The organism is Gorillibacterium massiliense (assembly GCF_000455485.1).
Taxonomy (GTDB): Bacteria; Bacillota; Bacilli; order Paenibacillales; family NBRC-103111; genus Gorillibacterium; species Gorillibacterium massiliense.
In genome coordinates, this window is sequence record NZ_CBQR020000083.1 from 1 (window position 1) to 25016 (window position 25016).

The window sequence follows — 25016 nt, forward strand, 5'->3', positions numbered from 1 at the left end:
CAACTGCAATGACCGGTGCTCCCAAGAACAGAGCATGTCCTGCATAAGAACCGCTAAGTACAACGATACGCTGCGGATTCGACGGAATCTCCACCGGACCTGCAGCTGTCTCGTACGTGGTGGTTGCGCCTTCGCTGCTTGCTGGCGTGCTGCTCACTGCTGCCGAAGAGCTCTCCGCGCTGCTGGTCGGCGCTGCCGAAGCGCTCGGGCTTGCACTACCGGAATTGTTGCTATTGCCGCATGCCGCAAGAATGAGGACAAATACCAAAGATACACCCAGTAAAGCTTTCTTCATTGTCTTTTTCTCCCCTCTGTACTAATTGATATTGAGAATCATTATCATATGGGAGTATATCATTAACTTGAGGTCACCGTCCAGCTTTTGAGGAAAAAAAGTAGTTGATCTGCCCACGGCAAATACGGAAGAGTTGACATAACAAAACAGCCGGAGGTCCGCTCTGTTGAGAAGACTCCCGGCTAATTGCTCGTCCATGTATTCTATTTTTTAAGTTCTTCTCGATTCACCGCATGCGAATTAATCATTAACCAGCAGCTCTATTGCATCCCTTTCAGCACCGTAACCACTCGAATAATCAATTAAGCCTTTGCCCTTCTCCCAAGTAAACGATTCGTAAAATCCAGTGGAAACCTCATTATTATAAGAATGATATTCTCGCCGATCTCCTTTTACATCGATATAGTGATGCCAGCCGAGTTCATTCTCGCTCAAACCATCCTTTTTTTCTTTATCCTGGCAAACAATCGCGCTGCCATTTGGCAACTCTTCACTTTCTTTCAACTTCGCTAGATTATCTTTTGTCGGATCCATTTTGTAGATTCTGTCCTGCTGCACGTAAAAATACCCCAAATTCAATCGTTCATCCGGAACACCTTCAATAGGATTAAGCTTCAGCTCGTACAATATCCCATCCTTAAGAGTATTTATGGCCTTGATTTTCAACACCACATCTCTTTCAACCATGTCGTCGAATAGGAACTTCGCTTTATATCTTATCTGCGAAATGTTGCGATTGAAGAAAAACGAATTTGCTGCCGTTTCTTCTTTTACATTGTTTGACGCCGTAACCGGCCATACTTCGGCTTCCGTTAATATATTGTCTTTTATGTCTTCGTATTTTATCTCAAATTCAGCGTGATCACCCATGGCATGACCAACGCTTATCGAGATTCCTAAGGAGTCGCTCGTAAAATAACTAAATACGTCAGATTGATTTTCTGTACCCAGATTGTCCAAAGAATCCGCTTCGGTGAAATCCTTCAGAATATCCCCGTTTGTAAGATTTCCTAATGCCTCATTATGTTCAGAAAATAAGGCCTTAAATTCTCCATGCAAAAACTTATAAGCAAATCCCTCATCAAGATTTACGATGTCTTTTAGTCTTAATTTTTCTCCAGTCTTGATATTAAGGTTAGTAGTAAAAAACAAGCTATTCGGATGCGCAGCATTGCTAACACTACCAAGCCCCCGGTATTGAACACTTAATAAGCTGGGATTCTTTAAAACAATCTCATAATCTAAATTCAATTCCACTGAACCATATGGACTTTCATAATAGTTAAGCACTTTTAGAGCTTCATTTTTTAAAGTACTATTGATCATTTTCTGCTTATCCGTATCACTTAATCCTGATATCTGCGGGTAATTAATCGTGTAGTTTAGCTTGTCATCGTTTTTTGTGACATTCGACTTTTCTATCGTAAAGTTACTATCCGTTTTTTTTGTTTCCGCGTTTATACTAGGCTTAGAAGTTGCTGTCGAGTCTTGGGTTAAAGCTGAAGTGGCATTGGTTTTCGTTGGGGATATTGCACTAGCAATCGTTGTTGTTGGTGCCACCATCGATGGCGACTGTCCATTTTGTTTTACGATATTGGCTGGAACAGCCTTTCCGCATCCCGTCAAAAGAAATAATGTTGCTATTGTTGCGAAAAGCAAGTTTCGGTTCATATTCCCTCCGTTATAAGCGAAATTGGGATTGCTATCCCGATTCTTTCTACTCTACTTTTTTTATTTTCAAAATATCCCCATCAACGAATACGGTATAAACCTTCTCCATCTTTCTTCTGAATAATCTGCTTGTCCTTGATCAGCTTTTACATCGCGGGATCAGTTGCAGTGGCTTGATCTTCATCCGAACCGGAGGCTGAACCGCCGCTATTTAAAGTTATCGACTGAACGCGCTGTGCATCATCCATGTCAAAAGAAAGTTGCATATCGTTAAGCCGATATACCACCGAGGTGCTTCCTTCCGATTCAACTTTATTGCCAGAACCATATAAACGCACTATATCATCCAGATTTACGCCGACTGAGATCCCTCTTGCTGTCTTGAAAGCGGCTGTTTTCAAAGAGATTTGCGTAATAAAATACTCGTCGAAGCTCCTGTTCTTTGTATCGTAATCGGCATTGGACGTATAGAGATCGAAATCCGCATATTCATGCATGTAGTTTTTATAAACGGAATCCCCGGATGTTGTTTCGCCGACATAGTTGTTATCCAGTGGCGTTTCCGCTTCGGAGGTCTGAAAATCCTTGAACGGCGTATCCAGGAGAATAGTCGTTTTCCCATCCGTGACTGCAAAATCCTTCAAATCCAGCGATGCGATCCCTATTGGTTCTTGAGTTACCGGCTCTGTTGTGCTGATTGGGCTGGAAGTGCCTTGATCGGCGGTAGATTCGCATTGTGCCGTCGCCTTGGGGCTGGTTGTTGTGTTGGTTGTAGTTGCCATTTTCCCGCTACTTACGCTATTCTCCAATGGAGTTGACCCGACATTATCATCCGTTTTCTCGCTGCAAGATACCGTTAGAAAACCGATTACTAATAGGATCCCCAATGCAACTCTACTTTTCATGACGACCTTAGCCTCCGACAGAAGCGCAATATGTAAAATAATAGCGAATTACCTCTATATAACAGATTTCTTCAGGCCAATTCCATTATCCTTTTCGAGAAATCGAACGAAACGGTGAACGAAAAAAACCGCTACATCAGCGGCGGCTCGCGGAAGGACTCAGTTTGCTGCTAGGCACAACAAATTGATGCTTGGCCCCATTATAGGAAAAAGAGCGTGTACCTATTATAGTGCAGGGTACCCGCTCTTTTATCGATCGTCATTTGCTATTTCGACTCAAATAATCGTCGATTTGACGTTGGAACTCTGCGAGGACCTTCTCAGACCCAGCTTCTTTGAGCTTCTCTCTCAAGTATCGTACATCATCTGCTGGGCTTTGTTTGATAACACCATACATCATGGGTTTCGCATACTGCTCCATCACGTTCGTAATGGCAGCTAACTCGTTCTTCACCTTGCTATCGTTGAAAATAAGTGATGAAAGCGGCGTTGTGAGCGCATTTTTAATCATGTTATCTTGAAGTTCATCGTAATTAGGTATGCCGCCTTCGATTCGGAGAGACAGCTTATCGTTGTTCCAGCCCCATGGAGACCCAGAATCAGGGGGATAATTGGCACTATCGGGTAAAGGAACGATACGTTGGCCATCCTCGGATATCCGATAATGCTTTCCTTCAATGCCATAATGGGTCAGATCATAATAACGCGGATCGTTACGAAGCAGATCGAGAAACATCATGGCGCGTTCTGGATTTTTGGAAGATCGGTTAATCCCCATGCCGTTCTGAGTGTATGGCTTCAACTCGCTGGGATTTCCGAAGGACGAATCAAACACAACGCTCTTCCATTCCGGATGCAGTTGGGTAATCGAGATGTACTTTGCATTTATTGTTTCTAAATTCCCTCCCGTGAATGAAGCCTTCCCATGAAGGAAGTCGTCACTGTCGGAGGATTTATTCACCATGGCGCTTCTGCTGATATAACCTTTATCCAGCCATTGATTGGATACCGTCACACCTTTAAGAAAAGCATCCGTATCGATGAACGCGAAAGCTTTCGGATGAACCAATGTCCCGTCGTAATAAATGTGATAGTTTCCCGCTCCGCCGATTTCGAACCAGTTCTTCTTGTCTTCCATCGGCACATACATAGGCATGCCCCACCAACTAACGCCTCCCCCTTGATAGGGTACCAAGTCGCTGTCATTCTGGACGACCGCCTCGTAAAATTTTTCAATGTCACGTGAACTCGATGAGATGTCCGGAATACTCAGTCCGTATTTTTCCAACATGTCGCCGCGGATCATCGTAAACGTGCCTTGGACCTCTTTGGCGTTCATAGGGAGCATATATACTTTCCCATCCACTTTGGCTTGTTCCCATGCTTCCCCATACATCGTTTCCGCAGTCTGTGGCATAAACTTGGCGATCATCTCTTTAGTGAGTTCCAAGAACCCGCCTCTGGAGGCTTGAGCGTTATACATCGCCCAGTTGGATGTATAAATCAAATCAAATTCTTCACCGGCTGCGAAGAGAAGCGGATACTTTTGCTGCCAGTCCGCCCAGGAAAGAAAGGTGACGTTTACGATCGCGTTAATATCTCGTTTCAGCAATTTATTGACTTCGGAATAAACAAGATCGAAGTCCTTCGGCTTATCGCCGAGGAGAACCATTTTCAAAGCAACCGGTTTATCCGTAATACCTGTCGGAAAAGGTTGCGAGGAATTGGCTTCTGAAGGAACGGCGTTGTTCCCTCCGCTGCTGTCATGGCTGCACCCGCCTGCAACGATTCCCAGCGCTAATGCAAGGATAGATAATAACTTAGGGTAAATTCGTTTGTGCATCCTGTTGCCCCCAATGAAGGTCTGTCCGTTTTGATTCTATAATAGCAGGAGCGGGTTTTTAAGCAAGCTTACATGTTTTCTACCAATCACACCATTAGTTTAATGGTCCAAACCCCCGGGGAAAAGTCGGTCTTGGTAGAACCGAAAATCGTAAGCTTCACATATCTAGCTCTATCCTCAATCGCATCCACCATAATCCCGGTAGCGCTATTCATCGATCTATCTATAACTGCCGGCCAAGTCATTCCATCTGAGGATAGCTCAATTTTATAGGTATATGATTCCGTTAAATACTCGAAAATAGTGGCTATTTGTCCGATCTCGCATACGGCCCCCAAATCAATCTGCAGCCATTGAGGATACGAATTGCTTGCCGCCTTCCACATCGTCGAGAAATTATCGTCCACGACATAATCGGGCGAATATGCGGTACTTGCCATAGAAGAAGCCGTCACTGTTTTTCCGAGAGCGAGGTTTATCCTCGCATCGATTAAGGGCGCCAACGCTCCGACTCCCATCGTTCCAGGCACGATTATCTGCAAAGTTCCGTCCGCATTGAATACCATCTTTTCAGCCGCTGCTTGCCGGAACATATCCTGGCTTCGTCTTGGATACGACATTCGATGGTAAGCGATGTAAGTCTCCTCGCCAACTGCAAAACAGTTATTGTGCCCCGTACACAGGAGATGATTAACAGAATCCGGTGAAAGGATCGGATTTGCGGGATTTTGATTGTATGGTCCGTAAATCGATTCGGTGCTGAGTGTAGCCCTTACATTATAGGAGCCGGAAAGACTGCCCGCTGAATAGGTCAAATAGTAAATTCCATTTCGTTTGAAGATACCGGGACCCTCAAAGAGATTCGGATCGGATTTACCCGTAAAGATGACAGTAGGCGCTTCTTCGAAACGCACCATATCGGATGCGAGCTTTCCCAAGTAAACTGCACGTTCATCATCGATGGCCGGTCCCATATAAACCAAGTAATAGGAACCATCGGTGTCTTTGAACACATCAGTATCAAACATGTCTGGATGTATAGACTGACCACCATTCTCATCCCGCCACGAACCAAAGGGATCACTTGCAGAAGCCACATAGCAGTTATACCCGTCACGGATATAGTACATGTAAAAGCGGCCGTCAGGCCCTTTGGTCATGCTAGGCGCCCATAATTTATTGCTTGTGTAAGGGAAATTTTCCGGATAGTCCAGGTTCTTGAAGGTCCAGTTCACAAAATCCGTGGATTTCCAAATCCCGAAGGTAGGACCGTTGGTGAATTCTCCCGTATCGTATCCATCAGTCGTAGCGTTCATATAAAAAGTACCGTTATCATAAAACACGTTGGTATCTCCCCAGTAGCCGGGCACGTAAGGATTGCCAGCGACCGGACCATTTATCGCCGCATGATTGCGAGTCTCCATTCTCCAAACTCCTTTTCGATCAATTTAAGCTCTCTCTACGACCGAAGTACGTTAAGCGAGTCCAATTTATTTCCTTTAAAATCGAATAACGTTAGGTTTGACCAGTTGTTCGGATGTCCAACTGACCATTGTTCTTTTGAAGGAATCCATGCCGGTTCCCAGTAATGGAACCCGCGCCCTTTCCCATTTGGAGTCCGTCGTATAACCGCCAAAAGATCAGCCAGATAGCGTTTTTGCCCTTCCACTGTTGCCATATATCCATCATGGAGCTGGTCTTCTCCCTGAACGATGAACGCAAGGTTCCCTTCCGGTTCTATCGTCCAAGGATAGGCAGTCTCGACGACAACGAGTTCCTTATCGTACCGTACTGCCAAATCCTGAAAATTCTCTTCCAACTGTTGAAGCGTACCATGCCACCAAGGATAGAACGACTGTCCAATGACATCGAAATCGACGTTCATCGCCACTAATTTGTCTAGAAAATATCGGCTTGCCTGGTTGTCTCCGCCACGATCGATATGAATCATAATCTCAATATCCTGCACACCGTCCGTCGCCCGCTTTGCACCCTCGATTCCTGACTTCAACAACGCCGCAAGCCGAGACCATTGTTCTTGAGTATCGCAAAGTTCACTTCCGCACCACCGCTCAATGCCAGTCCCGGCGTCAACCAAGACGCCGACTATTCCTTCCTCCCACAGCATCCCAGGCGTGATTTCATTTCCGATTTGCACCATATCAGGCAGCGTCCCCTGCTCTCTTAAAACCGATAGTACCTGCTGTGTGTACTCGCCTACCGCCTTGACCAAGTCTGGAAATGCGAGTCCTTCCCACGCTTTCGGCTTTGTCTGCTTTTGAGGGTCCGCCCAGTAATCGGAATAATGGAAATCCAATAGAAAATGAAGGCCTGCCGCCTTGATTTTCTTTGCTATACGTAATGTCCGCTCCAGGTTCACGTATCCGGCTTCCGGCTCATGCCATATACGCAATCGAATCGAATTTACTCCGCTGTTTTTTAAAATATCCAGCAGGTCCTTCTCTTTGCCATCTTCGTAAAATGCACCGCCTTCGGACACAACTTCATCCCAGAAGGAAATATCCATGCCCTTTAAAAAGTCCTTCGTCATCTTATATAGCCTCCTTTGTGCTCTTAAACAAAATGCGCGGGGCAGGGATACGGACAACGAGATCCATACGCCTGCCTACCGCGCATCATGCTATTAAATCAGCTGTCGTTTGTCTGCTTTCTATTTGTTTGCCGCCAAGAAAGCATCAACTTGCTTTTGAAGTTCCGCAACGACTTCATCGCCACCGGCCTTCTTGATCAGCTCGCGAAGCTTAGCGACATCGCTGTCGATGCTGGACTTAATCATGCCATAGACCAAAGGCTTCTCATATTGTTCGAGCACGTTGTTTACAGCCGCAATTTGGTTTTTGACATTGGTGTCGTCGAATACGAACGTCGTCAACTTAGGATACGCGGCGTTATTGACCATGTCGTCTTTGAATTTCTGGTAGTCCGGCATGCCGCCATCGATTAATTTATAGAATTGATCGTTCCTCCAACCCCAAGGACATGCGCCATCAGGAGAGAAGCCTGCGCTATCTGTGAGCGGAACAATGCTTTTGCCGTCTGCAGAAAGATCGTAATGTTTGCCTTGAATGCCGTAGGTCGTAAGATTGAAATAACGTTCGTCGTTGCGGAACAAATCTAGCATCATCAACGCGCGCTCTGGATTTTTCGAGTTGCGGTTGATCGCGATGCCGTTCTGAATGAACGGATTGACAGCGACAGGATTTCCGTAGTTCGCATTGAGACCAACAAGCTTATATTCTGGATGCTGAGCGTTAACAGATGCATAATTGGAGTTCGCCGTTGCCAAGTTGCCCCCGCCGGCAGGAGCTTTGCCGTTCAAGAAATCATTGAAGCCATCTGACGATTTATTTACTGCCGCACTCTTCGAAATAATTCCTTTATCTACCCATTCTTTTGTTACGGTAACGCCTTTAACGAACGCGTCCGTATCAATGAACGGGAAAACTTTCGGCGAGTCTTGTGTTGTATCGTAATAGACGTGGAAGTTGCTTAAAGAACCGACCTCAAACCAGTTTTTCATCATCTCACTCGGCAGGTAATATGGCATGCCCCACCAGGTCTTGTCGCCGCCTTGAAGCGGAACGATCTTCGTATCTTTGTAGAACGCTTCATAATAGGCTTCGATGCTCTTCGAATCCTTGACCATATCTTCTGCTTTCAGGCCGTATTTCTCAAGCAAATCTCCACGGAGCAATGAGAAATTGCCGAACATTTCCTTGTAATTCATTGGGACCATGTAAACTTTGCCTTGAATCTTTGCCTGTTCCCAAGCTTCTGGATACATGGATGCCGCCGTCTTCGGCATATATTGGTCGAGCATGTCCTTTGTAAGTTCCAGGAAGCCGCCTTTCGAGGCTTGTTGGTTATATTGTGCCCAGTTTGCCGTATAGATCAAATCGAAATCATCGCCGGAAGCGAACAGCAGCGGGTATTTTTGCTGCCAGTCTGCCCAAGAGAGGAAGCTCACGTCTACCGTTGCGTTGATGTCCTGCTTCAGCAGTTTGTTCACTTCACCATACACTTCTTCGAAGTCTTTTGGCTTATCTCCGAGAAGATACATTTTCAGCTTTACTTCTTTAGAAGTGTCTACCTTCGGACTAGCCGCTGGCGAGAATGCCGCCGATGAAGGTACCGAGGTTGCCGATGGTGCGATGGAAGACGCAGCTTCTTTGTTGTTCGAGTTGCCGCAACCTGCCAATACGGACGTTGTGAGCAATGACAGCGCGAGGATCGATTGCCACTTGTAACGCTTTTTCATTGTGATGCTTCCCCTCTCGTTTATTGAATATATGATAATCCGGCATTGCCGGTCTTACCCTTTGACCGCTCCGAGTGTAATGCCTTTAACGAAATAACGTTGCACGAAAGGATACAGAAGGACGATTGGCCCTGTCGTGACGATTGTAATCGCCATTTTGTAGGCATCGGACGGGATATCGGTAATCGTGATGCCAGCATTGCTGGCTGCATAATTGAGAAATTCCATCTTACTTAACGTTTGGTAGAGATAATATTGAAGGTTGTACATACTGCTTTTGTCGATGAACAGCATCGTATTAAACCAGTCGTTCCAATAACCCAAAGCGATAAATAAACCGATCGTCGCTAGAGCGGGTTTCAATAGCGGAAGAGTCAAGCGGAAAAAGATCGTAAAGTCCCCCGCGCCGTCTATCGTGGCTGATTCCCGGATTTCCCCAGGAATCGCACTGATAAACGTCCGCATGATGATGATATGAAACACATTCAGCAACAGTGGAACAATCAAAGCAAGATAGCTGTTTTTCATATGCAAGTACTTGACCATCAAAATGTACCAAGGTACTAATCCGCCGCTAAACAAAGTCGTGAAATAGAAGTAGAAAGCGAAATAATTCCGGAACTTAAAATCTTTGCAGTTTAGAACATAAGCGGTCATTGCCGTCAAAAAAAGTCCAAGCGTCGTTCCGATCGCCGTGACGCAGATCGTGACTCCGTAAGCCTGCATAAGATTGCTCGCGGTCTTGAAAAGCAACTGGTAAGCTTCCCCGGACCACAACGACGGCCATAGCCGATACCCCTGCAGCGTAATTTCCTTCTGGGTCATAAATGATCCCGTTATCAATAGCCAGAACGGCAAGATGCACAGTATCGCGAATGTCCCAATAATCAAATATCCGATTATATTAAATAAAACTTTATCCGATTGCCGGCGCATGCTGTCTCCTCCTTAGAACAACGCGTAATCTTTTTGCGTCTTGCGCACAATATAGTTGACTGTGATGATCAGGAAGAAAGAGATCACCGACTGGTAAAGGCCAGCCGCTGACGACATTCCGAATTCCTGATTCGTAAGCAGTGATCGAACCACGAACGTATCAATCACATCGGTCGTATTGAAAACAAGTCCATTGTCACCGACGATTTGGTAGAACATCTGGAAATCCCCCCGTATGATACCGCCTACGGAGAGCAGCAGTAGCGTAACCGTCGTAGGGATAAGGGCCGGGAGTGTAATATATCGGATTCGTTGAAAAATATTAGCCCCATCAATACTTGCGGCCTCATACGTTTCCGTGTCGATATTCGTTATGGCCGCCAAGTAGAAAACGGTTCCATAACCAACCGATTTCCAGGCGCTGAAGAAAATGAGAATAATAATCCATGCTTTAGGATTGGAATATACATCGATCGGACTCATACCTAACGATTTCAATACGGTATTCAGCGAGCCGTATTCGAAATTGAACACGTTGTAGACAAAAGCCGAAACGACAACCCACGAAATGAAATAAGGAAGAAAAATGGCGGATTGCATGAATTTTCGAATGTACTTGCCTGTCATCTCGGCAAGACAGATCGCCATAATAATCTCGAGGCCGTTATTCAAGATAATGAAAACGACGTTATACAGCATTGTGTTCTTCGTGACATGCCACAGTTGGCCGGATTCGAAGAAAAACTTAAAATTATCGAAACCAACCCAAGGACTTCCAAACATGCCGCCTACATAGTTGTATCTTTTAAAAGCAACCACGATCCCCGCCATCGGAATATAGGCAAGTACGAAAAAGATGAGGACCGCAGGAGAGATCATGAGGAGCTTTGCTTTGTGCTTATTCAACTCCCACAGGATCCCTTTTTTGTTACGCATGATTCATTCTCCCTTCCGCTTTCTGTCTATGCTGATCTTTTCTCTGTGACTAATCATAAGCTCGGTTACTTGCGATTCGTACAAGACAAAACTATGATTTCGAGTAAAATCGACTACAGTTTCGCTTTGCCATTTGCTACGAAGAACCGAATCGCGGATAATGAAAATGCGACTTTTTAACCGCGGAGGTATAGGCATGATGATCCGTCTTTTGATCGTGGACGATGAACAAACGACCCGCGAAGGTCTGCTTCATTTTATCGAATGGCACGAACTTGGCATCGAAAGAGTCATGATTGCCGAAAATGGATTGGAAGCGCTTCAAATTTGCGACAGCTTTAAACCCGATATCGTGTTGACCGATGTCAAAATGCCACGGATGGACGGCATCCAATTCGCCAAAAAGCTTCTGGAAAGTCAGCCACACTGTAAAGTACTGTTCCTTAGCAGCTATGCCGAGAAGGAATATTTGAAATCCGCAATCCATTTGAAGGCTCTTGATTACCTCGACAAGCCTGTCGACTTAGAAGAAATTAAAGAAGGCATTCGACGGGCCGTCAACGTATGCATGGATGAAAAGAAACACAAAAAAGCCGAGCAGAAACTACTCGGCGAAAATGAACTTCATCATCAAGAGCAACAAGCCTTATTTTGGCTGACTAGCCACAGGGAAGATGCAAATAAGGCCGGCGGCGATTCCGCCTCCTTTCCTCAGGGTGCATCATTCGTCACGGCGATTATTAAATTTCATCATGTTCGTGATAACGACAATCAGAGCATCCTACTCGGCAAACATGAGCTGCTTGGGAAAATAGGATGCAGGTTCTCCGCATTCGACTTGGACACGTTGAGGGGATTTAAAGATAGTCAGCATCTCATTATCCATGCTTATTCGAAAAACCTTGCTGCTCCAGAACAGCTTTTAAACCCCCTTGCCCTTGCGCGATCCGATCTTCAGGAACTCATGGGTTCACCGCTGCAAACGTTCATCGGCGTCGGGCACTTGGTCCATCGACCGGAAGGCTTGCTCGAATCCTATCACTCGGCGGCTGTCGCCGTTCAAAGGCAATTTTTCATCGGCTACAATCAGATTGTGGTATTTCAAGAATCGTTTCTATCATCGGCTGGTTATCATCCGGATTGGGAGTTACTTACCCAGCAATTCGAAGACCATCTCGAAGAAGAGCAAACAGATAAAGCCGTTGCACTATTGGAACGTTTTTCCATACTCTTAAAAGAAACCGAAGACACACTGATTAACGATGCCAAGAATGTATTTTTCGGACTCCTCCTCGCCATTTTCAAAGCGGCCGATCGCAAAAAACTTAGTCTCTCACAATCATCAGGTGATCGGGAATATTTATGGAACGTCGTATTCCGATTCAATACACTGCAGGAAATGGCTCAATATACGAAGGAGAAATTAGACCAGTTTTTCGAGCATCTTCAAGGAAGAGTGACCGGTGGCTCCATCGCATTCGCGATCATGAGGTATATCCAGGTCAACTACAAAAATCCCAACCTGTCTATTAAATCCATCGCGGATCACATCTTCCTAACGCCGAATTATTTAAGCCTCCAATTCAAAAAAGAAACCGGTCAAACCATCAACGAATACATAATAGAGTTTCGCATATCCAAAGCGAAGGAACTGCTGTCCGACCGCCAGCATAAACTTTATGAGGTCGCTGCACAAGTGGGCATCATGGATGCGAACTACTTCGCCAAAACGTTCAAGAAAGTTACTGGAATGACGCCGTCGGAGTTCAAGGAGAAGCATCTATGAAACGATTCGAACGCTTCCGCAGTATGAAGCTGAAGCATAAGTTAGTGCTTTTAAATTCACTATTGATTGTGATCAGCCTCGGCACGCTTTCGTATATCGCTTATAAGCAGAGTTCAAAATCACTTAATTCCGAAGTGCTGTTTTCGACTAAGCAGGTGCTTAACCAAACAGAATCGTTCTTGTCCTACAAAATCGGCAAAATCGAGGACGTCTCGGACGCGATTGTTTTGGATAACAACCTGAACGAGATGTTGAATCGTCCTGCTTCAAAATACGAGTTGTCGGAACAGTTGGGGGACTTCAGAAATTTTTACATCAACCTGACCACGTTCCAAAAAAACGATGATATTTATCGAATCCGCGTCTATATTCCCGATGAGTTGGCATACTCCAACGAAGGCGTAAACTTTTTCCCCTATAGTCAATTTACATCTTCCAAGGAATACACCGCTCTTTCTCAATATCTCGGGAAAATAATGTGGGTAACGGACCGCGATGCCATAACCTCAATGATTCATCCCGACTTGCCTACCGTTCATGCCATCCGTTTTATTCGAAACCTTAGCTCATTCGACTCTCGCCTCGGCATGCTGGATATAGACGTAAGGCAAGACGTTTTAAGCAGCATCGTCAAAAGAGCGAATACCTCTGCAAACGGTGTTGCATACCTGCAAAATGCTGAGGGCGAAATCATTGCCGCATCGAACACCGAATTGACGAAACAATGGAATTTGAATCTAGAATCCGTGTTCTCCATCGCGTTACAAAACGACCCATGGCGGACGATAACACTAAGCGGCAAAAACGTTATGGCTGGCGTCAAAACGATCGAAGGAACGGATTGGAACCTTGTTTCGATCGTTCCCTTACAGGATCTATACGCTTCCGGCAAGAAAGTCAGAAATCAAATACTCGCCTTTATGATCTTGCTAGCTATTGCAGCAAATCTATTAGTGTACTGGATTTCCAGTTCCCAAACGAGGCGGATTGGCATGGTTATTCGAAAAATGCGCCGCGTGCAAACAGGTGAACTCGAACCCGTAATATCCGATGGGCGCCAGGATGAAGTCGGGCAGCTCGTCGAAACCTACAACTATATGGTCAGCCGAATGAAGGTCATCCTGGATGAGCAGTACAAGCTCGGCGTAGAAGCAAAAAACGCCGAGCTCAAAGCGCTACATTCTCAAATCAACCCTCATTTTTTATATAACACGTTGGACTTGATAAATTGGACTGCTATCCAAAGAAAAGTACCAGAAATTTCATCCCTCGTACAATCGCTCAGCCAATTCTACAAGCTCAGCCTTAATAAGGGAGAAGAAGTAACCACTTTGGGCAAAGAATTGGAGCATGCTCGCTTGTATGTGGACATTCAAAACCGCAGATTCGGCAATTCCATCGAGCTCAATATCGACGTGGACGAAGAGCTTTTCGAGTATGACATACCTAAAATCACACTTCAGCCTATCGTCGAAAACGCGATTCTTCACGGCATACGAGAAACAGCGCATCGTAGAGGCGAAATCTTCATCTATTCTTACTGTGAGAATGGCGACATCATTCTTGTCGTCCAGGACAATGGCATCGGCATATCTGAAGATCAAATCAATAGCCTAAATGGTTCATATGATTCCAATGCCAACAAAGATGGGTATGGCATCCGTAACATCAATTACCGGATTCGCCTCTTATTCGGCCTAACCTACGGACTTCATTTCGAAAGCCAACTTGGCGAAGGCACGAAAGTATTTATACGGCTACCACGAATAAAAAATGACGGAAGATAAGGACGAACTACCGTATGTCATCCTCATCGCCTAAATAATAAATGCGGCAGTCCAGAGCAATCCCCGGCACTGCCGCATTTTTGTTCAGATAGATTATTGATTCGCCGGCCAAGCAAATTGGTCATGCTCGACAACCAGCTTGTCGTATTCGTTGGTTGGAGTCGACCATGCCCGTTAAATCGGTACCCACTTCAAAAGCCAGCTGAAGGTGTCGTTTCCATATTTGAGCTTTGCCGCATCCGGATCAGCTTCAAAATTTTTGGTACGTTGTTCCATAAATTTCACTTTGCCATTTTCATCGTAATCCCATGCGATGCCTTTGGGACCATAATACATATATCCTGGGCTAAGAACAGCCCGGGATTCGCAACTTTATCGGACGATCAGTCATTCGTTGGTGCCAGGGTCAGTCGGTCTTCCTGCTCGATGAGCTCGAAGATAACGGGGCGTTCCATGGGATGGGCGTTGGGCGAATGAATCGTCATCCTTAAACGACCGTCCAGATCACGGAAGATCATGCCATGACCTCCGTCCTCCCCGAACAGCGGCTGTGTACCCTGCTTCCAAGGACCCGTAACCTTTCCACTGAGCGATCTTGCGATGCCCATGGTGTACCCCTTAGTACCGCCGCTTGACCAAAGCATGATCAGTTCACCGCTCTCCATCCGATGGAGAAACGGGCCATCCGTCACATGCTCACCTCCCCCGCCGGGCTTGGACCAAGGTGCCTGCGAAGCACGAAACAACAATACCGGCTCCCCCGCGGGCATGTCGAGATTGTGCGATAAAGGGATGGCGTACATTTCCCCGTCCTTCACTTGCAGCCATTCTTTGCAGAATATCATCCAGTGGTTCCCATCCTCATCGGTGTAAAGCGTACCGTCTAAACACTCCCAATCCGGCGGGGTAAGCGGGCGCTCGCCCAAGGGACAGAAGGGACCCAAAGGATGATCGGCGACCAGAGCCTGCGTTCCCCGGCAGATGCGGTCAGCCTTAAAGGAAGCGAACATCACATATTTTTCTCCAAAAGCATAAACTTCCGGCGCCCAATAATGATGATCGGACCAAAATCCCTCAGCGGGACGAAAGACGGCATGCGGTCCCTCCCAATGAATCAAATCCTCGCTGACATAGGCGTCAAAGCCTACGGGATTACCCGACCATGCCGTAGCCCCTTCTGTTCCGTAGAGATAATACTTCTTTACTGATGGGACCGGCAGTATATAGGGATCTCTTAAATGAATGTGAGCTAGTGATTTCAAGACTATAACCCCCTCTTGATCCGTTCATCGACCTAAACCTCTAAGCTTCTGGCGACTCGGCAGTCAGTAAGATGCGCCGCACGGGTTCGGCGGTAATTTGGTGAAACTGGGCGCATTGTTCCCCGGAAAAGTGCCGTTCAACAGCCATAGCCGCATCGGCATCGACAGTCATGATTCCTTTACGCAGCGGCGTAGTTTCGAGAATGATATCGCCTTGACGGAGCTGCCTGCCAAACCGCTTCAACCCCAACTCCCACGGAGCGCCGTTATGGAAGTGATCGTGGATAAGCTTCCCTCCGGAGAAGGCATACCCGACATTTCCGGTATAGTCGATGCTAAAAATAACATCATCCGCATCCTGCAGGACGGCGGTATTGATATGCAGCAATACCTTGTGAGGATGCAGCTTGGTCATACGAAAAGGAATCTGCAGCAACGGCAGTTTAACCCGATATTTGCAGAAAGCTCCCTCCTCTTCCAAGTGTACCTTGTACAATTCCTCTTCTGAAGCCCATTGAGACTTCGGCTCTGCGAAAACATACTCGCGGAAAGTAAACTCACTCGCTCCATTCGCAAAGAATTCGAGACCTTTTTCGGATACCGTCAGAGGCGTTTCAGAAAAGAGAACATGACTCTTGCCTGCCGCTTCTGATACCCAGAGCGTGGCAGCTTCTTTAGCGGACATCACATATAGGCGAATCTCCCGTTTTCCTTCGCGGGTGACGCGAATCCAGGCGGAACCGCTGTGCGGCACCGTCACAATCGCCGTGCCGCCTTCCCCCCGTTGGACTGCGCCGCCTTCGGCGGCAACATGCTCAAGGTCCTCCATATCAAAGGCAAATTCTCCATCCACGCCTTCCGGCATTGCGAAGAAAAACGTCATGGCTTCCGCAGCCTCAACCGACGTCACCGGCTGAGCCGTTGCATACCGCAAATTCAATCCGTCCAAGTCAAAATGAAACGGAAGCATCATGGAAGATTTACTTTTGATCGTAAGGACAGTCTTATGTGGGAATGTAAGATTGCCGCCGTTCATATTCAGCGAAAATCGCACATGTTCATGCGTTTTCATTTCGATATGATCTTGATAGTTGTTGATAAAAAGAAAGCCTGACCTGCCGTCGGTACGAAGAGCATACCTCAACGGCTCTGTATCCTCCGGCTGAATCGCCTCCGCTCCTTCCGGGAGCACGGTCGCCATGGGGCTTAGACGTCCGCCAAACCGTTGCAAGAAATAGTGAAGCGGCCGGAGCAAGTGATTGGATTCCCGAATCTGGCCGAATTCTCCGATCGGCGCTTGAAAATCATAGGTGATCCGCGGTGTCGTACTTTCGTTCAAATAACCTGTCAAACCCACCGGATTGGTCCCGCCATGAAACATGTAGTAGCCTAAGAAATTGCAGCCGCCAGCCATTTTAACCATACTCATGGCAAGAACACTCTCGGGTTCCACGATGAATCTCGACAAGTACCAAGTCTGCATTCCTCCTCCCATTTCACAACAAGCGAAGGGATACTTCGTTTTTGGGTATTTCGGTTGAAACTCGCTGCTCACGATTTTCTCATCGTGATAGCTGGTAAAGACATATTCACCGGTAGGCTTCTGCTTCGGGTTATCCGGACTGATGCTCCAAGGCGTATACGCATATCCGCCATAGAGGGGCAGAACCTCGTCCTCGAGAACAGGAGCATCTCCCCACCCCGTGCTTGTATAAATCGGGGCAATCAGGCCGGCAGCGGCTGCAAGCTGCTTGAGGTTCCGCATATGTTCGGCGCCGCCAGTGCCCCCGCTCAGATACTCATCTCCTTGCTTGGCGGTCAGCTCCCACAAGGCGGCAGCCGCATTGAATTCATTCTCCAACTGAATGCCGATGACGGGGCCACCGTCCTGAAACATCAGCCCGACTGCTTGACGGCCGATTTCCGTGTATAACCGGCGGACATAGTTTAAATATCCTTCGTCGTTGGAGCGGACGTCGAAATCCCTGCCGAACAGCCAATCCGGCAAGCCGCCGTTACGCACTTCCCCGTGGCAAAAGGGACCGATTCGCAAAATGGCGTAAAGTCCGTGCCGCCCGCACAATTCCGTAAACTTCCGCAGGTTCCGTGAGCCCTCCCAATCGAATACGCCTTCCATCTCTTCATGATGGTTCCAAAAGATATACATGGCGATCACATTAATCCCTGACATCTTCATTTTCAGCAGTTCCGGCTCCCAATCCGTTTCCGGATACCGGGAATAATGGAATTCGCCGCAAATGGCGATAAAAGGCGCCCCGCCCAATTCCATATAATAGTTGGTAAAACGAATGTCCAAACCTTGGGGATTTTGCCCTCCAAGCTTTAGGGTTGACGGATAAATCGCCTTTGGGGAAATCCGGGCGTCAATGGCATACTCCATGTCAAAAGCTCCTCTCATTCACTCATCTGCTTTTGATCATAATCTAATATGTATATATAACCATAGAAAATTACCATCAATTAATCGTACGATCTTAACATACAAGCATTTGTCGCAACGATCCGCTCCGGTTATGAATAACAGGAGAAACAACAAAGAAGTTCCAACACTGTTACCGAAGGAACTTCTTTTATTTTTCCTACCCCGACTTATATTGCTTTATTCCTACACAATCGCGAGCTTCGCTCCATCTCTCAAGAACAAGGGGATGCGTTCCAAAGGAGCATCTATTGTTATTGAGATTCCTCCTTGATAGGATACGCCTGTATAGGCATCCGCCCAGACTGAACCGGCCGGCAAGTAAACGGCTCGGCTTCTGGCCCCTTCGTGCAAAACGGGAGCGACGAGCAAATCCGGTCCGAACATATACTGGTCAGCTACGTCCCAAGCTCTTTCATCTTGCGGAAAGTCATAGAGCAGGGGCCGCATAGGCGGCGTTCCTTTCTCGTGGGCTTGCTGCATCAGCTCCGTAATATAAGGACGAAGGCGTTCTCTCATATGCAGATGACTCACCATAATCTCGTAGGCCACATCGCCGTAGCTCCACACTTCATTCGGGCCGCCGCTGCCGCATACCCCTCCTCCTGAGGTTCCAATGGGAGCATTAAACGGCTTACGATCGCCATGCAGGCGGAATACCGGACAAAAGACGCCATATTGGAACCACCTGATAACGAGTTCCTGGAACGATGGATCGTCCGGATCCCCTCCATGGAATCCGCCGATATCCGTTGTCCACCAAGGAATACCGGCAATCGCCATGTTCAGTCCAGCCACCACCTGATAACGGAACACCTCGAACGTTGATGCTATATCCCCCGACCATACGAGAGCTCCGTACCTCTGGCTGCCTGCCCAGGCGGCGCGAACCAAATTGATGATGTTCGTCTGGCCTTCCGATTCCATTCCTTCGTAAAAGGTCTGGCTGTATCGGCTGGGGTAAATGTTCCCGACTTGTTTACTCGAACCGATATGATAGCGATAAATGTCATGATCATAGACGGTTAACTCAGGCTCCGCCTCATCCAGCCAAAATATTTTTATGCCGGAATCATAGTAATTCTTCTTGATTTTGCTCCAAAGATAGCTGCGTGCTTCCGGGTTTGTCGCATCAAAAATCGCACTTTGCCCGAGAAATTGGAACTGTGAGCGGACACCGCGGTCGGAGCGAAGGAGGTATCCTTTTTCCAGCATCTCTTGGTAGTTCTCGCTCTCCGTCTGAACGGTCGGCCATACAGACACCATAAGTTCAATGCCCATCTCTTTCAGTTCCTCGACCATCGCCTTAGGATCCGGCCAGTATTCAGGGTCAAACTTCCAATCTCCCTGATTCGTCCAGTGGAAGAAGTCGACAACGATGACCGAGATCGGAAGATTCCTCTTTTTATACTCCCGCGCGACCTCCAATAGCTCTTCCTGATTCCGGTAACGGAGCTTGCACTGCCAAAACCCCGTCGCATAATCCGGCATCATGGGAACCTTGCCTGTGGCGGAAGCATAGGCCTCTTCGATTTCTGCCGGCGTGTCCCCTGCCGTGATCCAATAGTCTAGCTGCTTCGTGGATGGAACGTTCCACTCCGTGACATTTAGGTTAAAGTTAGCCCGGCCGATAGCGGGATTGTTCCACAGAAAGCCATATCCCAAATTGGACAAGACAAAAGGAACGCTGGATTGCGAATTGCGGTGCGTGAGCTCCAGTTGACAGCCTTTTAAATTGAGAAAAGCTTGTTGGTACTGGCCCATGCCATACAGCTTCTCGGTTGGATCGGATTCCAAGCGAAGGGTCAGATGAAAATCGCTGCTGCCAGGGTGGGCGATCAGCTCCCGCCCTCCATATTTGAGTTGATAAGTAAGCTCACTCTCACGCAGTAAGATTTCGCCTTTCTGGTTATAAAACGTCATTTGACCGCTGCGTGAAATCTCGGCTTTGATCTTGCCATTGGTAATCGTCGCGCTATCTTCACCGATTTCGATGAAGGATTCGGATTGCGGCGCCGGAAGAAGTGCCCAATCCTCCTCCGTCATGGTCGAAAAAGAAGCACGCACGCGGAAGGCATTTTCTCCCCAAGGCTCAATCCAAACTTGTTCGTGATCATACTCTCTAATCAATCGGGACTTGTCCGCACGAAACATCTCTCATACCCTCCACTGCTTTATGAATTAGAATCATATATTCGTGTACAAAATCATTATATTGTGATAAAAATGACGTAACTACTGCGGAAAATCAGATCTTTTCATACGATATTACGATTTTTTTGGAGGCACCAAGTCATGCAAAAGAACAGCGAATCCTTGTCGCAAAAGGAGCACACGCTCATCCCCGATTCTACGTTTCCCATAAATATTTTCCATCTGCACAAGGAGTTCTATCAGATCATACCGCCCCATTGGCATGATCATTTCGAATGGTTAGCCATAACAAAAGGAAGCTTCCGCGTTCAGGTGGAAGCCCGCTTTGAGGATGTGCGGGAAGGGGATGCGATCTTCGTCAACGCGAGACAGGTCCATTCGGCCTTTCCGATTGAAGAAAACAGTGAACTGTATGCAGTCGTTTTCAATGAAGCGTTGCTCCGGAATAGCTCCCTGGACAGTACGGAAATCAAATATATTAAGCCCTTACTTGGTCATGAGGCGCTATTGCCGCCCTTCTATCGTGCGGAACAATCTGGAGCCTCTCCCATTCATGCTGCTATCGTAAAGACCGTCGAAGATTTTCGGGAGAAACGGTTCGGTTATGAGTTACTCATTAAATCTGCTCTTTTCGCGGCTCTTGGACATGCTTTCCAATATGAATTAGTCTCGATAACCGATGCCAAGACGAAGCATCAAGCAGCCATCCAACCTTTGCTCGTGCATTTAAGCCAACATTTTTGCGATCCCATTTCAATAGAAAAGGCTGCGCAGATGATCTGCGTCAGCCCGAATTACTTCTGTGCTTTATTCAAAAAGGCAACCGGCAAAACCTTGCTGGAGTATGTCAATCTGCTGCGGGTCCATGAAGCCGAGCAGCTTCTTAGAACACGGCTTTACTCCATTGAGCAGGTCGCTCTGAAGGTAGGCTATACCAACACGACCTACTTCGGAAGGGTCTTCAAGAAATACAAAAATCAAACCGCAAGGGAATACTTGAATTCCTTATGATCTTGCCGTTATTGATGGGTGTACCTTCTGGCTCTACGTTTAAGAATGCGAACCCCATAAACACCGAGACGAACAAACCGCTCCTCCGCTGCTCCCGTCTCAACATCCGCATAATCTGCCGAGTCCAACTCTACTTCCGCTTCCTTGCCGCTGAAATTCATCAGGAAGAGATAATCGTGCTCGCCATCGGAACGAATTTGTGCCGTCACACCGGCTGGGAGATGGGAGTTCAACACTTTGCTCACTCCAGCTTTCTGCGCGATATGTCCGTAAAGCAGCTCGTAGAAGGAAGCGTCAGCAACCCGCGCCGCTAAATGATAAGCCTGTCCATACCCCAAACGGTTAACGGTGAGCACCGGGCGGCCCGCATAAAAGTCATCCCCATACACTGCGAGAGTCTCCGCTCCCTCAGAATGGGTTATCTCGCATATCTCACGGATTTCAAAGCGCCCGCTCAAGCCAAGCTGGTTTGCCTCGAGACAGACAAGCTCGTTGCGGTCATCGGGGTGCAATCCTTCCGTCTCTTCCGACCAAACGCCCAGCGTTCGCCGAAGGGGACCGGGAAATCCGCCAAGATGGCAGAGGTCGTTTTCGTTGACGATGCCCGACCAGTAGGTGGCAACAAAGGTTCCGCCTGCCTCCACGAAGCGTTCGATCTTTTGCCCGGTCTCCTCGCGGACAAGATAGAGCATCGGTGCCACAATCAGTTTATATGCCGAGAAATCATCCTCCGAACCGATAATGTCCAAGGGAATGCCCAGCTCCCAAAACGCCCGGTAATGGGTGAGCAGCGTCTCCTCGTATCCGATGCCGCGATTGCGCACCCCTTGAGCGTCTTTCACTGCCCAGCGGTTATCCCAATCCATGACGATCGCCGTTTCAGCCGGCGTAAACGTTCCGATGACATCGGAGAGGCCTTCCAGTGTTTTGCCGAGAGAGGCTACATCTTGAAATACCCGGGTATGCTCATGGCCGGCATGATCGACGACGGCGCCATGGAACTTTTCGCTGGAGCCGCGGCTTTTGCGCCATTGGAAATACTGCACGGAATCCGATCCATGGGCTACAGCCTGAAGCGACGACAACCGGTGCATGCCAGGTCGCTTCAGTTTGCTGACTGCCTGCCAGTTTGTGAGGGACGGTGTGCTCTCCATCAGCAAGAAGGGCTTTCCTTTCAGCGACCGAAACAAATCGTGATTCATGCTGAACCAAGCGGCAAGCTTGCTGTCATCCAGGTTTTCGTGCCAGGTCGGATAAGCATCCCAGGAAATGACGTCCAGTAAATCGGCAAATTTCCGGTAATCCAAGCCTTCGAATAGGTCCATCATGTTGGTCGTAACAGGCAACTCAGGGGAAAGCTCGCGGATCGGAGTCATCTCATGCCGGCAAAAATCGACGGTTTGGTCGGTGACAAACCGCTTCCAATCCAGGTTCGCTCCGTGAGCCTGCGTCTCCCCGTGGGGCGCCGGAGACTCGATTTGCCCCCAATCCGTGTAAGTATGGCTCCAGAAAGCCGTCCACCATGCTTGGTTGAGGGCATCCAACGATCCATACTTCTTTTTCAGCCATTCCCGGAACGCTTCCTGGCAAAGCTCGCAATGGCAATCCCCGCCGAATTCATTAGATATATGCCAGCCGATAACCGCAGGATGCTTTCCATAACGTTCCGCCAGCTTGGTATTGATCAAACGGGTTTTTTCACGGTATACCGGAGAGGTATAGCAGTGGTTATGGCGGAAGCCATGAAGATTCCGTACGCGGTTTGCTCCCGTCCGCAACACTTCAGGATAAGCAGCTGACATCCATGTGGGACGGGCACCACTTGGTGTTGCCAGGAAGGCGAAAATGCCGTTCTCCGCAAAAGTATCCAGCACGTGATCGAGCCATTCAAATTGGTATTCTCCCTCCGCCCGCTCCAGCGAGGACCAGGAGAAAATTCCGACGGACATCACATTACAGTGAGCCAATTTCATCAAACGGATGTCTTCCTCGAACACACCCGGATAAGACAACCATTGATCCGGATTATAATCGGCTCCGTGAAGAAAAACCGGAACCTTCGGGCTAATGGGCTGAACCTTTTTCATCTAAACTTCCTCCCTCAGGTTAAAAGCTCCTCTCATTCACTCATACGCCTTTGATCATAATCCAACGAGCATATATAATCATAGAAAAGAAGCACCAATTAATCGTACGATCTTAACATGGAGGCCAATTTTCGATGATGCCCTTTCTTCTTGCGGAAATGACGAACCTGGATGAGTCGCTGCCCCTTTACGTATACTGCATCGGCAGCCATGAGCAGAAGATCTTGTCCAGGCCTGACGGATACTCGGCCCATCAGTTGTTTTTAACCCGAAGCGGGAAGGGACTCATCCGGATCGACGGGATGGGAGAGCTTGTCCTGGCGCCAGGCACCGCCTTTTTCCTTCCCGCCCACTTGGGCCATACGTATCAACCTTACCATTCGGATGAAGTATGGGATTTGGGGTTCGTCGCCTTCAATGGCTCCGCCGCCTCTGCGCTTTTCGGCCAAGCGGTTAAAGTGACATGCCGTGCTTTGCCCATTCTAGATATGAATCCGCTATGGATGCAACTGGAGTCCATTTGGAACTTGATCAGCCTCAACGGCGAGAATGCCTATTGGGAAGCCTCCAAGCGGTTGTATAGTCTCATATTAGCCGTACTCGAAAACCAATCATCCGGCAAACGTTCTTCCGAGCGCATCTATCCCGCGGGCCAGCCTAACTCAGCGCTTCAGACCGCTGTGAAGCTCATTCACGACCACTACAACGAGCGGCTTCTGCTGAGCAATGTCGCGAGGGCTGCCGGGTATTCCGTGCAGCACTTTCATCGTTTGTTCGTCGCCTACTATGGCATGACACCGCAGCAATACATCCTTCAACTGCGCATGAGGCAATCCTTGCAACTTATGGAGGACCAACCGAATATCACCATCGAAAAAGTAGCGCAGCACCTAGGCATGGAAACCAGTTATTTCATTCGAATGTTTAAGCGCACATATGGATCGACTCCAAAGCAGTATAAGAAGGGATAAATAAAAGAAATCCAAGTTTATTTTGCATTTGCGAAAAATCAACAAAAAAGAAGGTGGTGACCATCTTGCTAGTCACCACCATTTGTGTTTTTCGTCCACTTTGATTTTGATAGATTAAATCATGATCCATTCAAAGCAGATCTTCTTACAACATCTCAGCCCACAGACCCTTAATGGCAATCTGTGCAATTGTGGGAATACAGGCCGATTGAAGCACCTGTTTACTTTTCGTCAACTTTTTACCCACGCTAAATTTGTTTAATTTTTCTTCAATAATCTCAAATAACTGTCCATCTTTACAACTGACATATACCCAATTAGGAAGGTTATCATTCGAACTAGGGGGGTCTCCCATCAATAATGAATAAATCACGTCGAAATAATAATACGTTGTACCCTGAACTTCGATATCATATTTGATAATATGTGATGCTTCAACGCCAATATTAGGTCTTTTACAAAATTCTATGACTGCTCCCTTAGCTTCATCAACCGTAATGACAGCTGCTTGCTTGTCGTTGGTAGAATCGTTATTACGTTTTGGTGCTGTTGTAGGCGATGTCGTCGTTGATAGCGTCGTCGGTGCGATTGTTGGTGCACTAGATGGTACGATTGTCGGTGAAACTGTTGGCGCAACTGTCAGTGTCTGCAAG

Annotated in this window: 17 protein-coding genes and 2 pseudogenes; 5 read left to right on the plus strand and 14 right to left on the minus strand. The window is 47.4% G+C overall.

Features of this window, described 5'->3' with window-relative positions; all coding sequences use genetic code 11:
* From TJ79_RS09600 to TJ79_RS09645, 9 genes and pseudogenes are all read right to left on the minus strand, one after another.
* Positions 1-295 (minus strand): annotated as a pseudogene (locus TJ79_RS09600) (ABC transporter substrate-binding protein); the annotation flags it as partial.
* 240 nt (positions 296-535) lie between these two features.
* Positions 536-1966 carry a DUF4163 domain-containing protein gene (locus TJ79_RS26625; protein ID WP_081756810.1) on the minus strand — a complete coding sequence of 477 codons (1431 nt, stop codon included), beginning with the start codon at positions 1964-1966 and terminating at the stop codon, positions 536-538.
* A 146-nt stretch (positions 1967-2112) separates the two neighbouring features.
* Entirely contained in the window at positions 2113-2871 is a 759-nt protein-coding gene (locus TJ79_RS09615; protein WP_040950090.1) for a hypothetical protein, read from the minus strand.
* 259 nt (positions 2872-3130) lie between these two features.
* Entirely contained in the window at positions 3131-4714 is a 1584-nt protein-coding gene (locus TJ79_RS09620; RefSeq protein ID WP_040950091.1) for an ABC transporter substrate-binding protein, read from the minus strand.
* Between the two features lie 86 nt (positions 4715-4800).
* Positions 4801-6138 carry a family 43 glycosylhydrolase gene (locus tag TJ79_RS09625; RefSeq protein WP_040950092.1) on the minus strand — a complete coding sequence of 446 codons (1338 nt, stop codon included), beginning with the start codon at positions 6136-6138 and terminating at the stop codon, positions 4801-4803.
* A 35-nt stretch (positions 6139-6173) separates the two neighbouring features.
* Complete coding sequence (locus TJ79_RS09630; RefSeq protein ID WP_040950093.1) at positions 6174-7265, minus strand: glycoside hydrolase family 53 protein; 1092 nt, start codon at positions 7263-7265, stop codon at positions 6174-6176.
* A 120-nt stretch (positions 7266-7385) separates the two neighbouring features.
* Complete coding sequence (locus TJ79_RS09635) at positions 7386-8993, minus strand: extracellular solute-binding protein (RefSeq protein ID WP_040950094.1); 1608 nt, start codon at positions 8991-8993, stop codon at positions 7386-7388.
* A gap of 54 nt (positions 8994-9047) precedes the next feature.
* Positions 9048-9929, minus strand: coding sequence for a carbohydrate ABC transporter permease (locus tag TJ79_RS09640; RefSeq protein ID WP_040950095.1), 882 nt, complete (start codon positions 9927-9929; stop codon positions 9048-9050).
* Positions 9930-9941: 12 nt separating this feature from the next.
* The gene (locus tag TJ79_RS09645; protein WP_040950096.1) at positions 9942-10865 is read right to left on the minus strand and encodes an ABC transporter permease; all 924 of its coding nucleotides are present in this window, start codon (positions 10863-10865) and stop codon (positions 9942-9944) included.
* A gap of 199 nt (positions 10866-11064) precedes the next feature.
* Between TJ79_RS09645 and TJ79_RS28665 the strand changes: the two are divergent.
* The 3 genes and pseudogenes from TJ79_RS28665 to TJ79_RS25850 all read left to right on the plus strand — a co-directional run.
* Positions 11065-11352 (plus strand): annotated as a pseudogene (locus TJ79_RS28665) (response regulator); the annotation flags it as partial.
* A complete protein-coding gene (locus tag TJ79_RS25845; RefSeq protein ID WP_238322920.1) occupies positions 11353-12651 on the plus strand; it encodes an AraC family transcriptional regulator in 1299 nt (432 codons plus the stop codon).
* On the plus strand, positions 12648-14438 hold the full coding sequence (locus TJ79_RS25850; RefSeq protein WP_052339439.1) for a sensor histidine kinase: 1791 nt from the start codon (positions 12648-12650) through the stop codon (positions 14436-14438). Before TJ79_RS25845 ends, TJ79_RS25850 begins: the two co-directional genes overlap by 4 nt.
* Positions 14439-14821: 383 nt before the next feature.
* Here the strand turns inward: TJ79_RS25850 and TJ79_RS09660 are convergent, their stop codons facing one another.
* The 3 genes from TJ79_RS09660 to TJ79_RS09670 form a co-directional block, all read right to left on the minus strand.
* Positions 14822-15700 carry a glycoside hydrolase family 43 protein gene (locus tag TJ79_RS09660; protein ID WP_040950098.1) on the minus strand — a complete coding sequence of 293 codons (879 nt, stop codon included), beginning with the start codon at positions 15698-15700 and terminating at the stop codon, positions 14822-14824.
* 40 nt (positions 15701-15740) lie between these two features.
* Complete coding sequence (locus TJ79_RS09665; protein ID WP_052339440.1) at positions 15741-18101, minus strand: beta-galactosidase; 2361 nt, start codon at positions 18099-18101, stop codon at positions 15741-15743.
* Between the two features lie 225 nt (positions 18102-18326).
* Positions 18327-20294 (minus strand): glycoside hydrolase family 31 protein, encoded by a 1968-nt coding sequence (locus TJ79_RS09670; protein WP_040950099.1) that lies wholly within the window; start codon positions 20292-20294, stop codon positions 18327-18329.
* Between the two features lie 141 nt (positions 20295-20435).
* Between TJ79_RS09670 and TJ79_RS09675 the strand changes: the two genes are divergently transcribed.
* Positions 20436-21305 carry a helix-turn-helix transcriptional regulator gene (locus TJ79_RS09675; protein ID WP_040950100.1) on the plus strand — a complete coding sequence of 290 codons (870 nt, stop codon included), beginning with the start codon at positions 20436-20438 and terminating at the stop codon, positions 21303-21305.
* An 8-nt stretch (positions 21306-21313) separates the two neighbouring features.
* Here TJ79_RS09675 and TJ79_RS09680 read toward each other — a convergent pair whose 3' ends face one another.
* A complete protein-coding gene (locus TJ79_RS09680) occupies positions 21314-23392 on the minus strand; it encodes a beta-galactosidase (RefSeq protein ID WP_040950101.1) in 2079 nt (692 codons plus the stop codon).
* A 134-nt stretch (positions 23393-23526) separates the two neighbouring features.
* Between TJ79_RS09680 and TJ79_RS09685 the strand changes: the two genes are divergently transcribed.
* Entirely contained in the window at positions 23527-24363 is an 837-nt protein-coding gene (locus TJ79_RS09685) for a helix-turn-helix transcriptional regulator (protein WP_040950102.1), read from the plus strand.
* 145 nt (positions 24364-24508) lie between these two features.
* On the opposite strand, the gene TJ79_RS09690 is transcribed toward TJ79_RS09685, so the two are convergent.
* Positions 24509-25015, minus strand: coding sequence for a hypothetical protein (locus TJ79_RS09690; RefSeq protein WP_040950103.1), 507 nt, complete (start codon positions 25013-25015; stop codon positions 24509-24511).
* Position 25016 lies beyond the last annotated feature (1 nt).